This window comes from Pedococcus sp. KACC 23699, assembly GCF_045348425.1.
Classification (GTDB): Bacteria; Actinomycetota; Actinomycetes; order Actinomycetales; family Dermatophilaceae; genus Pedococcus.
The window spans coordinates 1,120,518-1,138,483 of sequence record NZ_CP157483.1 but is presented as its reverse complement, the minus strand read 5'-3'; the positions used below and the strand labels follow the sequence as shown (position 1 = coordinate 1,138,483).

Genomic DNA, 17,966 nt, shown 5'->3' with positions numbered 1-17,966 from the left:
ATGCGTCGCCAGCGCAGGAGGCAGGCGGCGATGTCAGCGTTCCCTTGGTGGCCGGCCAGCGCCGTCGCCTTGGCGCGGCCCACGTTCCACTCGCGAGCCGAGAAGGGCCGTGCGTAGGCCCGGAGAGACGTGTGGAGGCTGCGTGCCGCCCTGCGGATCCGCGCCGTCGGCCGCTCCCCGTTAGGGTTGCGGACATGTCCTCTGCCGCCGTGATGCCGTCGTCCGTGACGGTCCGGGTCCCGGCGAAGGTCAACCTCGAGCTGCTGGTCGGCGCCCCGCGCGAGGACGGCTACCACCCGCTCGCCACCGTCTACCACGCCGTCAGCCTCTACGACGAGGTCACCGTGACCGCCTCGGACGACTGGGGCGTCGGCGTCTCGGGTCCGCAGTCGCTCGGCGTGCCGGTCGACGAGGACAACCTCGCGCTCAAGGCCGCCCGCATGCTCGCCGAGATCGGTGCGGTGGAGGACCCCGTCCACGTGAGCATCCGCAAGGACATCCCCGTGATGGGCGGTATGGCGGGTGGCTCGGCCGATGCGGCCGCCGCCCTCGTCGCCTGTGACCGGCTCTGGGGGCTCGCGCTGCCGCGCACCGAGCTCGAGAAGATCGCCGCCGAGCTGGGCAGCGACGTGCCGTTCCTGCTCTCCGGCGGCACGTCCATGGGATCGGGACGGGGCGAGGTGCTGGCGCCGGTGCTGGCCCGGGGCAGCTTCCACTGGGTCTTCGCGCTCAGCGAGACCGGTCTGTCGACCCCCGCCGTGTATGCCGAGTGCGACCGGCTCCGCGGCGATGCCGCGGTGAAGGACCCCACGCCGAGCCCGCAGATGATGCTGGCGCTGCGCTCAGGTGACCCGCGAGCCCTGGGCGAAGCCCTGCAGAACGACCTGCAGGCCGCTGCCATCTCGCTGATGCCGGCGCTCGGTGACGTGCTCGACGCCGGGCTCGAGTTCGGCGCTCTCGGCGGCGTCGTGTCCGGCTCGGGCCCCACGGTCGCGTTCGTGGTGGAGGACAACGAGTCGGCGCTCGACCTGGCCGTGTCGCTCACCGCCTCGGGCGCGGTGCAGGACGTGCGCCGCGCGACCGGGCCGGCGCACGGCGCCCACGAGATCAGCGGACCGCGGCCCGGCTGATGGCGAACCTCATCAGTGTCGAGCGAGCCTCCCTGGCCCTCGGTACCGCTCAGGTGCTCGACGAGGTGTCCCTCGGCGTGCTCGGTGGCGACCGCATCGGCATCGTCGGCCGCAACGGCGGCGGCAAGACGACGTTGCTGAGCGTGCTGGCAGGCCAGCGGGAGGTCGACTCCGGCCGGGTGACCCGTGCCGGCGTCTCGAGCGTGGGCGTCCTCGCGCAGGAGGACGTGCTCGACCCGGCGCACACGGTGCGCGAGGTCGTCCTCGGTGACCTGGCGGAGCACGTGTGGGCCGGTGACGCCCGCATCCGTGACGTGCTGACCGGGCTGCTCGGCGGCATCGATGCCCAGGCGGTGGGTGGCTTCGAGGCGACGATCGGCCCGATGTCCGGTGGTGAACGACGTCGTCTCGCCCTGGCGCGACTGCTGGTGCAGGACCCGACCGTGCTGTTCCTCGACGAGCCGACCAACCACCTCGACGTCGAGGGCGTCGCCTGGCTGGCCGAGCACCTCGTGCGGCACCGAGCCCGCGCCGACAACGCCGTGGTCGCCATCACCCACGACCGGTGGTTCCTCGACGCGATCGCCACCAACACGTGGGAGGTCGTGGACGGGACCGTCAACGCCTTCGAGGGCGGCTACGCGGCATACGTCCTCGCGAAGGCCGAGCGCGAGCGGATGGCGCAGGTGACCGCCGAGCGGCGCGACAACCTGCTCCGCAAGGAGCTCGCCTGGCTGCGGCGCGGGCCGCCGGCGCGCACGTCCAAGCCCAAGTTCCGCATCGACGCGGCCAACACCCTCATCGCCGACGAGCCGCCACCGCGCGACGACGTCGAGCTGTTGAGGTTCGCGACCACGCGCCTGGGCAAGGACGTCGTCGACCTCATCGACGCCACCGTGGCCCTGGGCGACCGTGTGCTGCTCGACCGGCTCACCTGGCACCTCGCGCCTGGTGAGCGGATCGGCGTCGTCGGCGTCAACGGTGCGGGCAAGTCCACCCTCCTGCGGGCCATCGCGGGCCAGCTGCCGCTGGTCTCGGGCAAGCGCAAGCAGGGGATCACCGTGCGCCTGGCCTACCTCTCGCAGGAGGTCAGGGAGCTGGAGCGGTATGCCGACTGGCGCGTCATCGAGGCCATCGAGGACGTCCGCAAGTACGTCCGCCTCGGGCCGAAGGAGATCTCGGCGTCGCAGCTCGCGACGCGCCTCGGGTTCACCGGTGGCCGTCAGCAGACGCGGGTGTCGGACCTGTCGGGTGGTGAGCGGCGTCGGCTGCAGCTGACCCGCCTGCTCATGGACGAGCCCAACGTGCTGCTGCTCGACGAGCCCACCAACGACCTCGACATCGAGACGCTGACCTCGCTCGAGGACGTGCTCGACGGCTGGGCCGGCACGCTGCTCGTCGTCTCGCACGACCGCTACCTGCTCGAGCGCGCCTGTGACCGCCAGGTCGCGCTGCTCGGCGACGGCAAGCTCCGTCAGCTCCCGGGAGGCGTCGACCAGTACCTCGAGCTCCGGCACGAGGCGATCGAATCCGCTGCGAGAGAAGCGGTTTCGTCGTCGGTCCGCGCGGACAACGCTCCGGCTGCAGGTACGTCCGGTCGCAGTCCGGCCGAGCTGCGTGAGGCACGCAAGGACATGGCGCGGATCGAGAAACAGCTGACCCGGCTGACGCAGCGCGAGGACAAGATCCACCTGGCCATGGCCGAGGCGGCGGCTGACCACGCCAAGGTGCTGGAGCTCAACGGCCAGCTGCGCGAGATCGTGGACGAGCGCGAGACGCTCGAGCTGGAGTGGCTGGCGGCAGCCGAGATCGTCGGCTGAGTCCTCAGACCTCGAAGGGCGACAGCAGGCGGCGCAGCATCGCGGCGAGCTCGTCGTGGTCTTTGGCCGACAGCTCGGCGAGCAGGGTGCGCTCGCGGTCGAGCAGGTCGGCCATGGCCGCGTCGACAGCCTGCTGGCCCTCGGGCGTGAGCCGCACGATGACCCCGCGACGGTCGTTCGGGTCGGGGCTGCGGCCGACGAGACCGCGGCGCTCGAGGCGGTCGACGCGGTTGGTCATGGTGCCGCTGGTCACCAGGGTCTGACGGACCAGCTGACCGGGGGACAGCTCGTAGGGGGAACCGGCCCGGCGCAGCGCGGACAGGACGTCGAACTCCCAGCCCTCGAGCTGGTGCTGGGCGAACGCCTGGGCGCGGTCGAGGTCGAGGCGGCGAGCGAGGCGGGAGACCCGCGAGAACACCTGCAGCGGGGCGACGTCGAGGTCGGGGCGTTCGCGTCGCCAGGCCTCGACGATGCGGTCCACGTCGTCGGGCGGTGGCGCGACGGGTCCTGCACCTCGGGGGCTCATGGCTGAACTGTACCTCGCATCAAGTATCTTGATATCAAGATAAAAGTACGGCACCATGAGGGGATGAGCACTCACTGGGACCCGACGCAGTACGCGAAGTTCTCCGACCACCGCTCACGGCCCTTCCGGGACCTGCTCTCCCGCGTCGGGGCCCGGGCGCCGCGCCTGGTCGTCGACCTCGGGTGCGGCAACGGCCCGCTGACCCTCGGGCTCGCCGAGCGCTGGCCGCAGGCTCGCATCGTCGGGGTGGACCACTCGCCGCAGATGCTCGACGCCGCAAGGGAGCTCGACAGCGCCGGGCGGGTCGAGTGGGTCGAGTCCGACCTCGCCCAGTGGGATGTCGCGTCATTGGGTGCAGCGCCGGACGTCATCGTCACGAACGCCACGCTGCAGTGGGTGCCCGGCCACCTCGACCTCGTCCGTGGCTGGGTCTCGGCGCTGGCGCCGGGTGGGTGGTTCGCGATGCAGGTCCCCGGCAACAACGACGCCCCGTCGCACGCGCTCATGCGAGAGACGGCTGCGCACCACCCGGCTGCCGAGCGGCTGGCCCCGGCCCTGGCCCGGCTCGCCGTCCACGACCCGGCGCGGTACGTCGTCGAGCTCGGCGCCCTCGGTTGTGAGGTCGACGGGTGGGAGACGACCTACCAGCACGTGCTCGACCCGGCGGGGGAGCAGGCCAACCCGGTGCTGGAGTGGGTGCGTGGCACCGGTCTGCGACCGGTCCTGGAGGTCCTCACCGACGAGGCCGAGCGGGACGCGTTCCTGACGGAGTACGACGCGCGGCTCCGCGCCGCATACCCCCGCACGCCGGTCGGGGTGGTCCTCGCTTTTCGGCGGGTCTTCGCGGTGGCGCACCGGGTGACGGTCGACGAGCAGCGGGTCGGGGCATGAGCATCCTCGGCCTGCACCACGTCCAGGTGGCCTGCCCGGCCGGCAGCGAGGATGCGCTCCGCGCGTTCTACGTCGGCGTCGTCGGGCTCGTCGAGATCCCCAAGCCGCCGGTCCTCGCTGCGCGCGGCGGGGTGTGGTTCCGGGTCGGTGACCACGAGCTGCACTGCGGCGTGGAGGAGGCATTCGTGCCGGCCAAGAAGGCGCACCCGGCGATCGCCACCGACGACGTCGACGCGCTCGCCGCCGCGGTCGTCGCCTCCGGTCGCTCGGTGACGTGGGACGAGGCCATCCCGGGTGTCCGCCGCTTCCACACCACGGACCCCGCGGGCAACCGGGTCGAGGTCCAGCAGGTATGACGCGCTGGCTGTGCTCGGCCGGGTACGGCTACCGGGCCCTCGTCGTGGCGAGGGTGGGCTTGGCCTCGAGGTTGGCCAGGCCGTTCCAGGCGAGGTTGACCAGGTGGGCGGCGACGTCGGCCTTCTTCATCTTGCGCGAGTCGAGCCACCACTGTCCGGTGAGCGCGACCATGCCGACCAGCATCTGGGCGTACAACGGTGCGGACTTCGGGTCGAGCTTCTGGCGCTTGAACTCGGCGGCGAGGATGTGCTCGACCTGGCTCGCCACATCGGACATCAGGCTCGCGAACGAGCCTGTGGACTGACCGGGAGGACTGTCCCGCACGAGGATCCGGAAGCCGTCCGTCGAGCTCTCGATGTAGTCGAGGAGGGCGGTGGCCGCACGCTCCAGGGTCTCGCGGCTGTTCAGGTCGGCGGCCAGTGCACCGGTGATGCCATCGAGCAGGGCAGCGATCTCGCGGTCGACGACGACGGCATAGAGGCCTTCCTTGCCGCCGAAGTGCTCGTAGACCATCGGCTTGGACACTCCGGCCTTTGCGGCGATCTCCTCGACGGTCGTCCCCTCGAAACCCTTGTCGGCGAAGAGCTTTCTGCCGACGTCGATGAGCTGCTCGCGACGCTGCTTGCCGGTCATGCGTGACCTGACGACGGTGGCTGCGGGCTTAGGAAGGGTTTCGCTCACACGCTCCATCATGCCTCGTCGTGGCACGCGAGCGGACGCGCGTGGCGATGCATGGCGCTGGCGTCGCCGCGTGGGGTCCGGCCGGGTGAGAGCAGTGGCGCACATTGGCTACCCTTTGCAGGTCCCTCCAGGGGGCGTTCCCCGGTTGGTCTGCTGGCAGGGCCCGCCTGACTTTGAATCAGGACAAGCGACGTAGGTTCGATTCCTACCCGGGGAGCCAAAACCGCAGGTCAGCCGGCTGCTGGTTCGGCGGCGGTGCTAGAGGCTGAGCCGCTTGCTAACGGGTTTGCTAACAGCAGCTCCCCCGAGAGCTCGGGGTGGTCGACCACCGAGGAGAAGATCTGAGCGACCTCGATCGCCTGATCGCGGAGGACGTGGGCGTAGACACGCAGCGTGATGGCCGGGTCCGCATGCCCCAGTCGGGCCGCCACGACGTGCACCGGGATGCCAGCCTGGAGCAGGAGGGTGGCGTGCACGTGGCGCAGGTCGTGAAGGCGGATCGGCGGCAGGACCGGCGTGCTGTGGCCCTGGTTCATGGTGGCGATAGTTCGACGCATCAGTGCTGCCGCCACCTCCGGGAAGAGGGGAGACCCGATCTCCATCCGGAAGACGTGGCCACCCTCCTGCCACGACCCGCAGGCGATCTCTCGCTCCTTGGCCTGCCGCTCGGCGTGCTGTCGCAACACGGCCACGGTGCCGGCGTCGATCCCCACTGTCCTGACCCGGCCGCTCTTGGTCGTCCCCTCCACGCGCTTGCCGGCCACCATCGTCATCGAGCCGCGGATCCGGATGTGCGGGTCGTCACCGTCGAGCTGCACGTCGTCCCATCGCAGATGCAGGAGCTCGCCACGCCGGGCGCCGGTGTAGGCCGCCAGCCGGAAGAAGGGGAAGAGCCGGTGCGTCGACACCGCGTCGAGGAAGGTGCGCAGCTGGGTGGCGTCCCAGACGTCACGGACCTGCTCGATGGCCGGTGCCTTCGGCCTTTTCGCCCGCTCAGCCGGATTGATCGCCAGGATCTGGTCGGTCCGGACGGCGTCGTTGAACGCCTTTCGAAGCACCGAGTGGACGTAGCCAACCGTCCGCGTCGACAGCGGCTGCCCTTGCCGACCTCCGCCGGTCAACAGCGCTTGGTAGAGACCACTGAGGGTGCTGGGGCGCACGCTCTGGAGTCTCATCCGCCCGATCCGGGGAACGACGTATGCGGCGATCAACGACCGGTAGTCCTCGTGCGTCTTCGGCTTCACCTCGAGCGAGTGCCCCACGAGCCATTCGCGCAGATAGGTCTCCACCGTGATCCGGCTCCGGTCGACGTACTCACCCCGTCGGGCTGCGACCCGTGCTGCGTCCCGAGCGGCCTTGGCATCGGCTTCGGTGCGAAAACCACCCACCCACCGAGGCTTGTTCGCCCCAGTGCCATCGGTGACCCGGATGACGTACGACCAGGACGAGCCGCGGCGGATCACCCCGTCGTGGAGGCCAGACATCAGGCCACGGACCGCAGCGAGTCGACGAAGGCCATCACGTCCGCGCCCCGGACGCGCCTCACCCGGTCGATCTTCACCGACGGGATCACGTTGGCCCGCACCAGCTCGTAGACCTTCGAGCGGCTGAGGCTCAGGTGTCGAGCGACCTCCGGGACCGTGTAGAGCAACTTGTCATCCATCACTTCTCCTCTCGTCAGGCCGCGCCAGTCGCGGGCTGTTGGTTCACTGCCGAACGGTTGTCCACAGGCGGGTCGTTGCCGGTGGTGAGTGCTTGTCTGGCTTGGTCGTACTGGTCGCGGCGTCGGCGGTGTTCGCGCAGGGAGTCGATGATCACGGCCTGCCAGTCGGCGTTGGTGACGGGGACTTCTTCCCAGACGAAGCGGGGTCGGCCGTCGTCGGTGAGGGTGTCGGCGGCCATCCGGTTCGCGGTCTCGGGTTCGATGCCTGCGGCCTTGAGGACTTCTTCGACGACGGCTCGGCGGTCGGCTCGGTGTTGGGTGAGGGTCTTGCCGGACCAGCCTCGGGAGACCAGGACGCGGCGGCCGCCGAGGCCGAGGTGTTCGCGGTCGTGGGCCTTGGAGGCGCAGTGGCCGGGGACCAGGCCGGGGCCGGGGTCCTTGGGTTGGGTGCCGTAGCGCAGCCAGTTCGCGCAGCCCGGGGAGCAGGGCAGCCAGCGGAGGTGGCCGTGGAGCCGGTCGATGTGCGCCTCGTACGCGGGGTTCGGGGTGTCGTCCTCGGCGTAGGTGTCGGCGACGGACTTGGTGAGGTACTTGGTCAGGTAGCGCACGGCGCGGTCGGAGTCCTTGGTGCCGGCGAGGATGCCTTTGACGTCGACCTGCCGCCCGAACGTCACGACGTGCGCGGGCTCAGCTGTGGGGTCTTCGTCGACGGCGGCCAGGGCCTGCTCCCAGGTGGGCAGGGGCCAGCCGGTGTCGGGGTCGCGGTACTGCCCGTCGGCCCAGACCGGGGTGCGCTCGACGTACACGGGCTGCTCCATCTGGGGCCACCACAGGGCGAGGTAGGTGGCTTGGGTGACGGCCTTGACGGTGGCGCGGGGGATCGCACCGCGGAGGGCGACGTGGAGGTGCGGGGCGAGGCGCATCTGGGCTTCGATGGCGCCGAAGTACTGGACCCGGTACCCGGCGGCTCGGCGCAGGTTGGTGAACCAGCGGTCCATCAGCTTGGGGAAGTGCAGCGCGTCGAGGGCGGCGCGGCGGTAGTCGTACCGTTCGGGTCGAGCTGGGACGCCTTGGCCGGGTCGGATCCGGCCGTAGGAGTCCAGGGTGAGGGTGACGAACATCGACGGCCGGTAGGCCTTGCCGTCGGCGGCGGTGAACACCGTGCCCACGGTCCGATTGGCGATTTCCTGCTGCGGCAGGTCGGGCATGCCGTCGAGGCGGCGGGTGGACCGCACCCGACGTGACCCGGCACCGTCCTCGGCGTCCTGGTCGAGCTGGTCGGCGTAGAGCCCGTCGGTGCCATCGTGAGCCTCGTCTGACTCCGACGCCTCCTCGACGTCCGCGGTGGCGAGAGGGGGTTGTGGCTCTTCGGTCAGGTGCCAGCCCTCGGTGCACTGGCTCATCCGCAGCCGGCGAGCCTTCGCAGCGCATGCGGGGCACCGGGACTCCAGGGTCGAGCCGCAGTCCAATGCCCGCACCACTGACTCGCCAGTGACCCGGTCGGTGACTCGGCGCAGTACCGGGCGGGTGCACACGCCCTCGCGTGACGCGATGTGTCTGATGACGTGATCAGGGATCTGCAGCGTGGCCATACGAACCATTGAGACGCCACAGGTGCGCTCAGTCCACTGACTGTCGGTCCAGAACGGTGATCTTGACCAAGACTTGAAAGTCGCTGTGAGACAGCAGTTTCCGTGTGCGAGGGAGCACCCCAAGACAACCGGAACTGGCCCGAACTGGCCAAAGACAACCGGTACTGACCGGCAATGACGCGCCAGCTGGCCCCGCGTAGCCCGATCGACAAAACGAGATGGCAGCCATCCGACAATGTCGTTCAAGCCAATGACACGACGATGGCGCGTGAACCACAGCCACCGCTGGATGCCTCGTGGGAGGATGCCCATCGTGACGGCGCAGCACCCCGGACAGGACCGTGAGCAACTCAGGCGAGACCAGGTCTGCGTCCGCTGCGAGCCGGTGGGGAAGGTCGACCTACTCGGGCCATCATTCGGCGGCGATCCATACGGACTGTCCCTGGCGTTCGAAGTCGTTGCGGGCGTATCAGGGGGCCTCTGGCGTCTCGTGGTGGGCAGAGGCCGCTGGCGTGTTCTTGTGACCGAGAGGGACAGCGACTCCGTGATCTTCTCGCAGGTTTATCGGAACAAGCGGGTCGCGATGCACGAAGGCGTGGCGCAGGTCGACGCGCTGTTCACGTCCTAGGGCCTATGTGGCGCCATCGCTTCGCCGCCCTCACTCGCTCATGCCGGCGATCCTCGCATGTCACGGCCTATCTGCCTCTAGCCTGAGGCGTTGCACTAGCACCGAGCACCGGAGTGAGATTGAGACGAGGCGACGGCTACCGTGTCATCGCTGCGGCGGTCCTCACCCTCTTCATTGCGCCCCCACTTGCCCACGAGGCATTCGACCGGGGCTCGGTTTGGGTTGGGGCCGGTTACTGGGCTGCTTGGCTCGCTAGCTGCGTATACCTCGCTTGGCCGCTCGTTCGCAGACTCAATGCTCGTCACGAGGACCAACGCAGCGAGTAGGCGCGCTCAACCACGCGTCAGATCACGCCACGATCCGTGCGGCCTTGCCGATCAGCGGACGGAAGCTGATCTGGCGGTGGCTGGCGAACTGTTCCATCTAGAGGAGTGACTTCCGACGGCCCGCCCACCCATCGAAGTGCCCTTTGAGAACGAGGTCCCGCAAGTCATCGACGCGCGGTTCGGGGTCTGCGTCCTTTGGCAGCAGTTCCAGGTAAAGGAGCTGCAACTTCGTAGGCGCGATCCCCGCTGCATCGCGAGCACGCTCGCGCAGTACTGCCACTTTGTACTGACGCCCGCGTTCCGCCACTCCCTCCACGATCAATTGGACGAGCGCTTCTCCGATTCCGGTCGCGCCCTCACCGTTATCGCGCACAGAGTTGCCCCGCTTGACGGCACGAACGCGGTACTGCTCACCACCCGAGTCCACGCTGATTTCGATCATGACGTGTATTCAACCCGCCGCGCCGGGCAGGACTCTCCGTTTCGTTGATGAATAGACCTCTAAGAAAGATCAAGGCGGCGCTCCGCGCCGCGGGCCGGGGCCCCGCGATGGGGCCCCGCGCTGCGGGCGGCGCTGGCGCGCCGTCCTCGCGCACCCCACCGCACCCCGGCCTTTCCAGTGGCTCCGCCGACGTTCGAAGAGAGATTCAGAACCGCACACAGGGACTGGTTGCCACCTAGGGGAAGGATCCATCGGGCGTCCGCTGCGCAGAGGCGTGCAGCAACGTCCTTGAGCCCAGTGGCGTCGCCAAGTCGACATAGCCCTGGGCAGTCCGCAGGCTGGACTGACAGTTGCTGCCGCCCTTGACCACTCGCGTCGTCGCCGTCAGGGTCACCGTCTTCGCTGACTCCTCCACGACTATCCCAGCACTCTCGGAGCACGGGTCGCCGAGCGCATAGTCGATGAACAGTCTGCGCCCGTCAGCATCCATTCCAATCAGGGTCCACCCCTCGCTGTGGGTGCCCGCCGCCATGCGAGCAGCTAGCGGAGCAGCAGGCACGGAACCACTCACGCTGGTCGTGGCGGTCAGCGGATCCGGTTCCCCCGATGGGACGGACGAGCACGAGGCAAGGAAGAAAGCCCCAGCGCAGATCAACGTCGCCGCCGCAAGCCGGCACCCGGCTGTGACCAGCTGCGTTCCCGCTGCCGCCTGCCCGGTCCCCATTCTCCGAGGATAGGGCGGAGGGTGGTCGAGACGTACACCTTTGGCTTCCTCCGAGCCGCCGACCCGGCGCGGCAGCATCCGGCAGGCGCTCCGAGCCGGTCAAGCCCTCGCTCCCAGCCCGGTCCAGGTGCACACTCCGTGTGCCGCCGCACCACCTTGGGTGCAGCAGCGGGCCCGACAGTCTCTCCGGCCTGCCTAGTTGCTCCGCTATGGGTCGGTGGCTCTCCCTGGTCTACCGCAGGGCGTCCTTGCTAACAGATCTGCTAACCAACGGGTCTCCGACGGCGGACTTGGACGGAATGAAACCCGTTCTCCTGAGCACGAATCAAAGACAACCGGTACCCCGAATCGGGGCCGGAGCGATCTTTGAATCAGGACAAGCGACGTAGGTTCGATTCCTACCCGGGGAGCCAAAACCAAAGGTCACCGATCTGCCGCTCGAACGCAGAGTCGCTGGCGGCGCCGCATGCTCACGGATTGCTCGCAGCGCGCCTGCCCGGAGCCGGTTAGCCCGATGCAGGCTTCCGCCTGCATGTCAGCGAACGCATCACATCCGCCGACGACCGTCGTAGATGGAAGTTAAGTCGCCTTCGCGTCACTTGTTCGAAGCGTCCGAAGTACGGCATCGGGGGGAGGTGGGGATGGTAGACGTCCGGGACCGTTAGCGGCGTCGTGGAGCGGGCGGTTGTCGAAAGGCAACCACAGGTCTGCCGATGCTCACCCCTACAGCCACTGTCCGGGGTTGCTCACGTCGCTGGTCGCTGTAATCCGCTGGACCACAGCTCGCCCCAACAGCTTCAGGAAACGGATCTCATGTCCACTCGCAGGGAACGCAGGTCTGGCCTGCTGAAGTCGAAGAAGAGCAAGATTCTCCTAGGCGGCGGAACTGCGCTCGCCCTCCTCGGCGGGATCCCTGCTGTGGCGCAGGCGTCGATACCGGCCGCGAACGGCGTGATCAGCGCCTGCTTCACGAAGTCCGACGGTTCGACGCGAATCATCGATGCAGCCAAGACGACGTGTAGCAACAACGAGAAGCTCATCACCTGGAACCAGGTTGGCCCAATGGGTCCCCAGGGTCCGACCGGCGCGACCGGCGCGACTGGCGCAACCGGTCCGGCTGGGGCCACCGGCGCCACCGGCGCTGTTGGTGCTACCGGTCCTCGCGGTCCCCAGGGGCTGAAGGGCGACACCGGAGCAACCGGTGCGGTGGGTCCCCAGGGACCCCAGGGTTTGAAGGGTGACACCGGCGCTCAGGGTCAGAAGGGCGACAGGGGTGACACCGGCGCTCAGGGTCAGAAGGGCGACAAGGGTGACACCGGCGCTCAGGGCGACAGGGGTGCCACCGGCGCTGCTGGCGCTGACGGCGTCAATGGAACCAACGGCACCAATGGTCTGAATGGTCTGAACGGCACCAATGGTGTCGACGGAGCGACTGGTGCCAAGGGTGACACCGGAGCGACCGGCGCTGCTGGCGCTGCTGGCGCCGATGGTGCTCAGGGCATCAAGGGTGACACCGGCGCTGCTGGTGCTGACGGCGCCACCGGTGCGACTGGCGCGAAGGGCGACACCGGCGCTGCTGGCACGAACGGTGCTGACGGAGCCATTGGTGCGACGGGTGCGAAGGGTGACACTGGCGCGGCTGGTGCCGACGGAGCTGCTGGTGCGACTGGCGCGAAGGGCGACAAGGGTGACACCGGCGCTGCTGGTGCCGACGGCACGAACGGCACTAACGGCGTCGACGGAGCTGCTGGTGCAACTGGTGCGAGGGGTGACACAGGCGCTGCTGGGCCCGACGGCACGAACGGCACTAACGGTGTCGACGGAGTTGCTGGCGCGAAGGGTGACAAGGGTGACACCGGCGCTGCTGGGGCCGACGGCACGAACGGCACCAACGGTGTCGACGGTGTCGACGGAGCTACTGGCGCTCAGGGTGACAAGGGCGCTGACGGCGCCACTGGTGCGACGGGTGCTGTAGGCCCGATGGGCCCCCAGGGCGTGAAAGGTGACACCGGCGCTGCTGGGGCCGACGGCACGAACGGCACTAACGGTGTCGACGGAGCTGCTGGCGCGAAGGGTGACAAGGGTGACACCGGCGCTGCTGGCGCTCAAGGCGACAAGGGCGCTGACGGCGCCACTGGTGCGACGGGTGCTGTAGGCCCGATGGGCCCCCAGGGCGTGAAGGGTGACACAGGCGCTGTTGGGGCCGACGGCACGAACGGCACTAACGGCACTAACGGCACTAACGGTGTCGACGGAGCTGCTGGGGCCGACGGCACTAACGGCACTAACGGTGTCGACGGAGCTGCTGGCGCGAAGGGCGACAAGGGTGACACCGGCGCTGCTGGGGCCGACGGCACTAACGGCACTAACGGTTTCGACGGAGCTGCCGGCGCGACTGGCGCGAAGGGCGACAAGGGTGACACCGGCGCTGCTGGGGCCGACGGCACGAACGGCACTAACGGCACTAACGGTGTCGACGGAGCTGCTGGCGCGAAGGGCGACAAGGGTGACACCGGCGCTGCTGGGGCCGACGGCACTAACGGCACTAACGGTGTCGACGGAGCTGCCGGCGCGACTGGCGCGACTGGCGACAAGGGTGACACCGGAGCAGCCGGTGCGACGGGCTCGACCGGGGCCCAGGGTCCTCAGGGTGATGTTGGCCCTCAGGGCGTAACTGGTCCTGCTGGCCCCGTTGGGGCCACCGGGGCGAAGGGTGACACCGGAGCTGCCGGGACCAACGGTGTCGATGGTGCCGTCGGCGCGACAGGCGCCACAGGGGCAACTGGTGCAGCTGGTGAAGTTGGACCCGCTGGCCCGCAGGGTGAGACGGGTGCAGTCGGACCGGCTGGTCCGCAGGGTTCAACCGGCGCTACTGGTGCTGCTGGCGCAAACGGCAACGATGGAGCAGCCGGAACGAAGGGTGACACCGGCGCTACTGGTCCGGTCGGTCCGCAGGGGCAGGCCGGAGCGACTGGTGCAGCCGGTCCGCAAGGACTGAAGGGTGACACCGGGGCCACAGGTGCCAAGGGTGACACCGGAGCCACGGGTGCAGCCTCCACGGTGCCCGGTCCGGCTGGGGCGACGGGTCCTGCAGGTCCCACAGGTCCCACGGGTGCTACGGGTGCCAAGGGCGACGCCGGTGCAACGGGTCCTGCTGGCGTCATTGGCAGCACGACGGTCGTCACCGGAGCGCCGGCTTCAACGACTGGCAACCCGGCAGTCGGAGTAACGTCCCCGATCTCCACAGCGACCTGTGCAACAGGCACCAAGCTGCTCGGCGGCGGCGCGACAGTCACGCAAGGGTCGGCTGCTCGTGGGGCGGTCTCGTCCTCGGCGCCGAACGCAGGCGGCACGGCTTGGACCGCAACCGCACTGGTCACGGTCACAGGTGGCGGCACTGTGACGATCACGGCGTTTGCGCTCTGTGGTTCGTAACAGCAACGGGGAGTAGGCGAGCGGGCCCGCCAGATCATTGGCGGGCCCGCCCTGCCTGACCAGGTGGCTCCAGGCGGAAGCCAGCCGAGCACCCAACAACGGTGCGTCTCTCCGAGGTGAACCACATCAGCGGGCCGTTCGTCGGCCATATGGCGGTGATCTCCTTTGATCGCCGGTGGTCACCAGCTCCAAGGCTGACAGCGCCCGCAACAACTGCAGCTGGCACCGGCGGAAGTGCGACGATCAAGGCTGGCGCGTCCGCAGCTCGAAGTCGACCCGGGTTAATCCAGGAGCGAGACCAGCGGGTGGTTGGCAAGCCAGCCAGGGGCACACGATGGCGTGCTCCACGGGCGTAGGCGGGTCAGTCGCACCCGAGGTTTCCGCCGGAGTCCGGCTCCCCTCCAGAAGCTGCACCTTCTGCGACACCATGGCACGTGAAGAGGAGACCCACATCATGATCCAGCGACCGGGCAGACCCGCTCGAGACTCTTATGTCCGATCCCTCATCGCCCTGTTTGCGCTTGTCCTTGCACTGGGCGCCTGCAGCAGCGGCAGCGACACCAAAACCGTGGCGCCCGACGCGAAGAAGGCTTCGGCGGCTCTGAACGCCGGCCTCACGGCCCATGCCGCAGGAAAGCTGACAGAAGCGTCTGCGGACTACGAGGAAGCGCTCAAGTACGACCACAAGAACAAGTTCGCGCTCTACAACCTCGGCCTCATCGATGCCGCGAACGGCAACTACGGGCTTGCTGAGGACAGGTACAGGGTCGTCCTCGGTCTGGACCCGAAGTACGGCCCCGCGCTGTTCAACCTCGCGATCCTCCGAACTGCCAGTTCCGACACCAAGGAGGCCATGGCGCTGTACGAGCGTGCTGTTGCCGCGGACCCCAAGGCTGCAGCCGCATGGCTCAACCTGGGACTGCTCCAGCGGGCGAATGGTCAGGCCGCCGCCGGGGACAAGAACGTGAAGAAGGCGATCGCCCTGAACCCGGAGCTGAAGGATCCTATGAAGGCGACTTCGAAGGCGGCTGCGACCGCGCCCACCACGCCGGCCACCAAGTAGCGACGCACGCACCTGCCTGGTCGAGCGCAGGTCACGATCAAGGACGGCGCACTGTGCTCAGCCGTGGCGCCGCAGTGCGACCGCTGCCACGTCGTCGTCCTGCGTGTCGTCCCGTACGGCGGTGACGGTGCTGCGCAGTGCAGGGTCCAGGTCCCCGGCGGCGAGGGCGCCGAGCGCGGCGGAGAGTCGAGCTCTACCCACGTCGATGTCCTCGGTCCGCCGCTCGATGAGTCCGTCGGTGAACAGCACGACGGTGTCGCCCGGCTCGAAGCGCAACCGGTGACGACGACGCGGACCGTGGACGACAGCCAGTGGGGCGCCGTCGGCAGGCGGGAGGTGCTCGATCGATGAGTCGGCCCGCAGGAGGACCGGAGCTGGGTGGCCGGCGTTCGCGACCAGCAGCTCGTTCCGTCGAGCATCGGCCAACAGGTAGACCAGGGTGACGAAGTGCTCGTCACCGTACTCAGCCATCATCGCGTCGAGCTTGCCCAGCACGACGTCGGGCATGGGGTCCGCCGCGATGTAGGCGCGCACCGACGCTCGCATCTGCGCCATCGATGCCGCCGCCTCCACCCCGCGACCCATGACGTCCCCGACGAAGACGGCAACACGTCCATCCGACAGCTTCACCACGTCGTAGAAGTCGCCGCCGACCTCAGTGCGTCCCGACGGTGAGTAGCAGGCCGCCACGTCCCAGCCGTCGACGACCGGCAGGAACGCAGGCAGGACGGCCTGCTGGAGCCGCGTCGCCACCGCCAACGTCTCGCTGTGCAGCTCGGAGTTGTCGATCGAGACTGCAGCCCGCCGGGCGAGGTCCTCGGCGAAGTCGACGTCCCTCTGGGTGTACCGGCGCTGGGACTCGGCCCTGACCCAGGTGATGACGCCGAGGGTCCGGCCACGAGCGACCAAGGGAACCGTGACCGCGCTGTGCAAGGCCAGCTCGCGGGCGATGCGAAGGTGTTCCTCGTCCCGAGCGCCTGCGACGAGCATCTCGTCGGTGATCTCTGCAATGAGCTCGCTGCGTCCGGTCCGCATCACCTGCCACGGACCGCTGGGGGAGCTGGGATCTGTGGGGTAACGCTCGGCGAGCTCGTGCGCATACTCCACCTTGGCGGGATCCACGTGCGCCACCGCGAGTCGGCGCAGCCGGTTGTCCTTCACCAGGTCGATCGCACACCAGTCGGCGAAGGTGGGCACCGCCAACCTCGCCACCCGAGCGAGGGTGGCCTCGTAGTCGAGGCTGCTGGAGAGCTCGGCCGACGCCTCGGCGAGGAACGACAGCTTGGCCTGGCGCTCGACCACCTCCTCCTCGGCCCGGATCCGCAGGAGTGCCTGGACGCAGCTGTCGGCGAGGATGTCGAGGAAGTCCAGCTCGGCCCGCTCGAACTCGTGCTTGCCCGGGAAGGACAGTCCGATCGCGCCCAAGGTGCTGGTCGAGGTGTTGAGAGGCAGGACCAGCAATGAGCGTTCTCCACGGTCGATCCCGGGAGTGTCCGGGAAGGACTCGAGGATCTTGGCGCGCCCGGCCACCAGGAGCCGGCGCCCGGACCGGATGACGTCGCTGCTGGGTGTGCGCATGGACGACGGGTAGGTGCCGAAGGTCTCCACGTCCCCGTCGCGTCCGCCGCGCAGGCCCAGGAGGCGTATGCAGCCTGCCTCGTCCTTGAGGCTCAAGGAGGCGATCGTCGCTCCCACCGCTTCCGAGATGTGCTCGACGATGATCCTCGTGACAGCCTCGGGATCGGTGGCCAGGACGAGCTCGGCAGTCACCCGGGCCAACTTCGTGAGCCTCACGTCCAGCCGCGGCTCGTCGTCGGACCCTGCTGTCATGCGGCAATCATGGCAGCGATCGCGCCAGAGCGCGGGTGATCAGGCCCGTCGCTTCAGGCCTCGGCCTGAACGCACAACTCGTTGCCGTCGACATCGGTCATCGCCACCCAGCCGGGTCCGCACTGTCCGACGCCGATGCGCGTCGCTCCCAGGCCCACGAGGCGGTCCACCTCTGCAGCCCCCTCGTCGGGGATGGACGGTCCGAGGTGGAGGTGCAGGCGGTTCTTGCCGACCTTGGGCCGCACCGGTGGGCCACCCCAGCTGATCTTGGTACCGCCACGAGACGACTGGATCGCAGTCTCCTCGTCCTGGTCCCAGACCAGCGGCCAGCCCAGCGCCTCGCTCCAGAAGAGGCCGACCGCGTACGAGCCGTCGGACGACAGGGCACCGAGGAAGCCGCAGCCTGCCAGGAAGTTGTTGCAAGGGGGGATGACGCAGAACTCGTTGCCCTCAGGGTCGGCGAGGACCACGTGGTCGGCGTCAGGACCCTGCCCGATGTCGAGGTGCCGTCCACCGAGCTCCAGGGCCCTCGCCACCGTCTGCTGCTGGTCGTCGAGCGATGTGCTCGCGAGGTCGAAGTGCATCTGGTTCGGTTGGGTCTTCGCCTCCTGCGTGGACCGGAAGCGGATCGGGAAGCCCGCGTCCTCGTCGGTCCGCAGGGTCACGCTGTCGTCGGACCGCCGCCTCCCCAGGACGCCCGACCAGAAACGGGCGAGCAGGAGGGGGTCGTTGGCGTCGAAACAGAGCTCGGTCAGCCGGGTCGTCATCGGCGCCACCCCTTTCGATCGCGTGGCTCGCGTCCCGGTGCAGGCGCGTCGTCGCCAGGCGTCGAGGTGAGTGACGCTAGGACGCATGGCA

Annotated in this window: 15 protein-coding genes and 1 tRNA gene; 7 read left to right on the top strand and 9 right to left on the bottom strand. The window is 68.9% G+C overall.

The window, feature by feature from the left end; genetic code table 11:
- Window positions 1–194 precede the first annotated feature (194 nt).
- Window positions 195–1,130: a 4-(cytidine 5'-diphospho)-2-C-methyl-D-erythritol kinase gene (locus ABEG17_RS05205; protein ID WP_406832224.1), complete on the top strand. Its 936-nt coding sequence runs from the start codon at window positions 195–197 to the stop codon at window positions 1,128–1,130.
- Entirely contained in the window at window positions 1,130–2,950 is a 1,821-nt protein-coding gene (locus ABEG17_RS05200) for an ABC-F family ATP-binding cassette domain-containing protein (RefSeq protein WP_406832223.1), read from the top strand. Before ABEG17_RS05205 ends, ABEG17_RS05200 begins: the two co-directional genes overlap by 1 nt.
- A gap of 4 nt (window positions 2,951–2,954) precedes the next feature.
- On the opposite strand, the gene ABEG17_RS05195 is transcribed toward ABEG17_RS05200, so the two are convergent.
- Window positions 2,955–3,476, bottom strand: coding sequence for a MarR family winged helix-turn-helix transcriptional regulator (locus tag ABEG17_RS05195; RefSeq protein ID WP_406832222.1), 522 nt, complete (start codon window positions 3,474–3,476; stop codon window positions 2,955–2,957).
- Window positions 3,477–3,539: 63 nt separating this feature from the next.
- Here ABEG17_RS05195 and ABEG17_RS05190 point away from each other — a divergent pair, with 63 nt between their 5' ends.
- Both ABEG17_RS05190 and ABEG17_RS05185 read left to right on the top strand, forming a co-directional pair.
- Window positions 3,540–4,367, top strand: coding sequence for a methyltransferase (locus ABEG17_RS05190; protein WP_406832221.1), 828 nt, complete (start codon window positions 3,540–3,542; stop codon window positions 4,365–4,367).
- Window positions 4,364–4,723 carry a glyoxalase gene (locus ABEG17_RS05185; RefSeq protein ID WP_406832220.1) on the top strand — a complete coding sequence of 120 codons (360 nt, stop codon included), beginning with the start codon at window positions 4,364–4,366 and terminating at the stop codon, window positions 4,721–4,723. The genes ABEG17_RS05190 and ABEG17_RS05185 overlap by 4 nt, the downstream gene beginning before the upstream one ends.
- A gap of 28 nt (window positions 4,724–4,751) precedes the next feature.
- On the opposite strand, the gene ABEG17_RS05180 is transcribed toward ABEG17_RS05185, so the two are convergent.
- Window positions 4,752–5,357: a TetR/AcrR family transcriptional regulator gene (locus ABEG17_RS05180; RefSeq protein ID WP_406832219.1), complete on the bottom strand. Its 606-nt coding sequence runs from the start codon at window positions 5,355–5,357 to the stop codon at window positions 4,752–4,754.
- Between the two features lie 186 nt (window positions 5,358–5,543).
- Here ABEG17_RS05180 and ABEG17_RS05175 point away from each other — a divergent pair.
- Window positions 5,544–5,625 (top strand) — tRNA-Gln (locus tag ABEG17_RS05175).
- A gap of 10 nt (window positions 5,626–5,635) precedes the next feature.
- On the opposite strand, the gene ABEG17_RS05170 is transcribed toward ABEG17_RS05175, so the two are convergent.
- From ABEG17_RS05170 to ABEG17_RS05160, 3 genes are read right to left on the bottom strand one after another with little or no spacing between them, the layout of a single operon-like run.
- The gene (locus ABEG17_RS05170) at window positions 5,636–6,889 is read right to left on the bottom strand and encodes a tyrosine-type recombinase/integrase (RefSeq protein ID WP_406832218.1); all 1,254 of its coding nucleotides are present in this window, start codon (window positions 6,887–6,889) and stop codon (window positions 5,636–5,638) included.
- Window positions 6,889–7,068 carry a helix-turn-helix domain-containing protein gene (locus tag ABEG17_RS05165; RefSeq protein ID WP_406832217.1) on the bottom strand — a complete coding sequence of 60 codons (180 nt, stop codon included), beginning with the start codon at window positions 7,066–7,068 and terminating at the stop codon, window positions 6,889–6,891. The genes ABEG17_RS05170 and ABEG17_RS05165 overlap by 1 nt, the downstream gene beginning before the upstream one ends.
- Window positions 7,069–7,082: 14 nt before the next feature.
- Window positions 7,083–8,660, bottom strand: a complete 1,578-nt coding sequence (locus tag ABEG17_RS05160; RefSeq protein ID WP_406832216.1) for a replication initiator — start codon at window positions 8,658–8,660, stop codon at window positions 7,083–7,085.
- A gap of 313 nt (window positions 8,661–8,973) precedes the next feature.
- Here ABEG17_RS05160 and ABEG17_RS05155 point away from each other — a divergent pair, with 313 nt between their 5' ends.
- Window positions 8,974–9,288, top strand: coding sequence for a hypothetical protein (locus tag ABEG17_RS05155; RefSeq protein WP_406832215.1), 315 nt, complete (start codon window positions 8,974–8,976; stop codon window positions 9,286–9,288).
- 423 nt (window positions 9,289–9,711) lie between these two features.
- On the opposite strand, the gene ABEG17_RS05150 is transcribed toward ABEG17_RS05155, so the two are convergent.
- Entirely contained in the window at window positions 9,712–10,056 is a 345-nt protein-coding gene (locus tag ABEG17_RS05150) for a hypothetical protein (RefSeq protein ID WP_406832214.1), read from the bottom strand.
- A 1,521-nt stretch (window positions 10,057–11,577) separates the two neighbouring features.
- On the bottom strand, window positions 11,578–11,820 hold the full coding sequence (locus ABEG17_RS05145; RefSeq protein WP_406832213.1) for a hypothetical protein: 243 nt from the start codon (window positions 11,818–11,820) through the stop codon (window positions 11,578–11,580).
- A 2,849-nt stretch (window positions 11,821–14,669) separates the two neighbouring features.
- Here ABEG17_RS05145 and ABEG17_RS05140 point away from each other — a divergent pair.
- Window positions 14,670–15,278: a tetratricopeptide repeat protein gene (locus ABEG17_RS05140; protein ID WP_406832212.1), complete on the top strand. Its 609-nt coding sequence runs from the start codon at window positions 14,670–14,672 to the stop codon at window positions 15,276–15,278.
- Between the two features lie 57 nt (window positions 15,279–15,335).
- On the opposite strand, the gene ABEG17_RS05135 is transcribed toward ABEG17_RS05140, so the two are convergent.
- Together ABEG17_RS05135 and ABEG17_RS05130 are read right to left on the bottom strand one after the other, a co-directional pair.
- Complete coding sequence (locus ABEG17_RS05135; protein ID WP_406832211.1) at window positions 15,336–17,108, bottom strand: GAF domain-containing SpoIIE family protein phosphatase; 1,773 nt, start codon at window positions 17,106–17,108, stop codon at window positions 15,336–15,338.
- A gap of 53 nt (window positions 17,109–17,161) precedes the next feature.
- Window positions 17,162–17,875 (bottom strand): VOC family protein, encoded by a 714-nt coding sequence (locus ABEG17_RS05130; protein ID WP_406832210.1) that lies wholly within the window; start codon window positions 17,873–17,875, stop codon window positions 17,162–17,164.
- Window positions 17,876–17,966: the final 91 nt, after the last annotated feature.

Coding starts and splice junctions, on each gene's coding strand:
- ABEG17_RS05140 (WP_406832212.1), top strand. CDS start 14,670: ATGATCCAGCGACCGGGCAGACCCGCTCGAGACTCTTATGTCCGATCC.
- ABEG17_RS05205 (WP_406832224.1), top strand. CDS start 195: ATGTCCTCTGCCGCCGTGATGCCGTCGTCCGTGACGGTCCGGGTCCCG.
- ABEG17_RS05130 (WP_406832210.1), bottom strand. CDS start 17,875: ATGACGACCCGGCTGACCGAGCTCTGTTTCGACGCCAACGACCCCCTC.
- ABEG17_RS05185 (WP_406832220.1), top strand. CDS start 4,364: ATGAGCATCCTCGGCCTGCACCACGTCCAGGTGGCCTGCCCGGCCGGC.
- ABEG17_RS05135 (WP_406832211.1), bottom strand. CDS start 17,108: ATGACAGCAGGGTCCGACGACGAGCCGCGGCTGGACGTGAGGCTCACG.
- ABEG17_RS05160 (WP_406832216.1), bottom strand. CDS start 8,660: ATGGCCACGCTGCAGATCCCTGATCACGTCATCAGACACATCGCGTCA.
- ABEG17_RS05145 (WP_406832213.1), bottom strand. CDS start 11,820: ATGAGCTTCTCGTTGTTGCTACACGTCGTCTTGGCTGCATCGATGATT.
- ABEG17_RS05150 (WP_406832214.1), bottom strand. CDS start 10,056: ATGATCGAAATCAGCGTGGACTCGGGTGGTGAGCAGTACCGCGTTCGT.
- ABEG17_RS05180 (WP_406832219.1), bottom strand. CDS start 5,357: ATGACCGGCAAGCAGCGTCGCGAGCAGCTCATCGACGTCGGCAGAAAG.
- ABEG17_RS05170 (WP_406832218.1), bottom strand. CDS start 6,889: ATGTCTGGCCTCCACGACGGGGTGATCCGCCGCGGCTCGTCCTGGTCG.
- ABEG17_RS05190 (WP_406832221.1), top strand. CDS start 3,540: ATGAGCACTCACTGGGACCCGACGCAGTACGCGAAGTTCTCCGACCAC.
- ABEG17_RS05200 (WP_406832223.1), top strand. CDS start 1,130: ATGGCGAACCTCATCAGTGTCGAGCGAGCCTCCCTGGCCCTCGGTACC.
- ABEG17_RS05195 (WP_406832222.1), bottom strand. CDS start 3,476: ATGAGCCCCCGAGGTGCAGGACCCGTCGCGCCACCGCCCGACGACGTG.
- ABEG17_RS05165 (WP_406832217.1), bottom strand. CDS start 7,068: ATGGATGACAAGTTGCTCTACACGGTCCCGGAGGTCGCTCGACACCTG.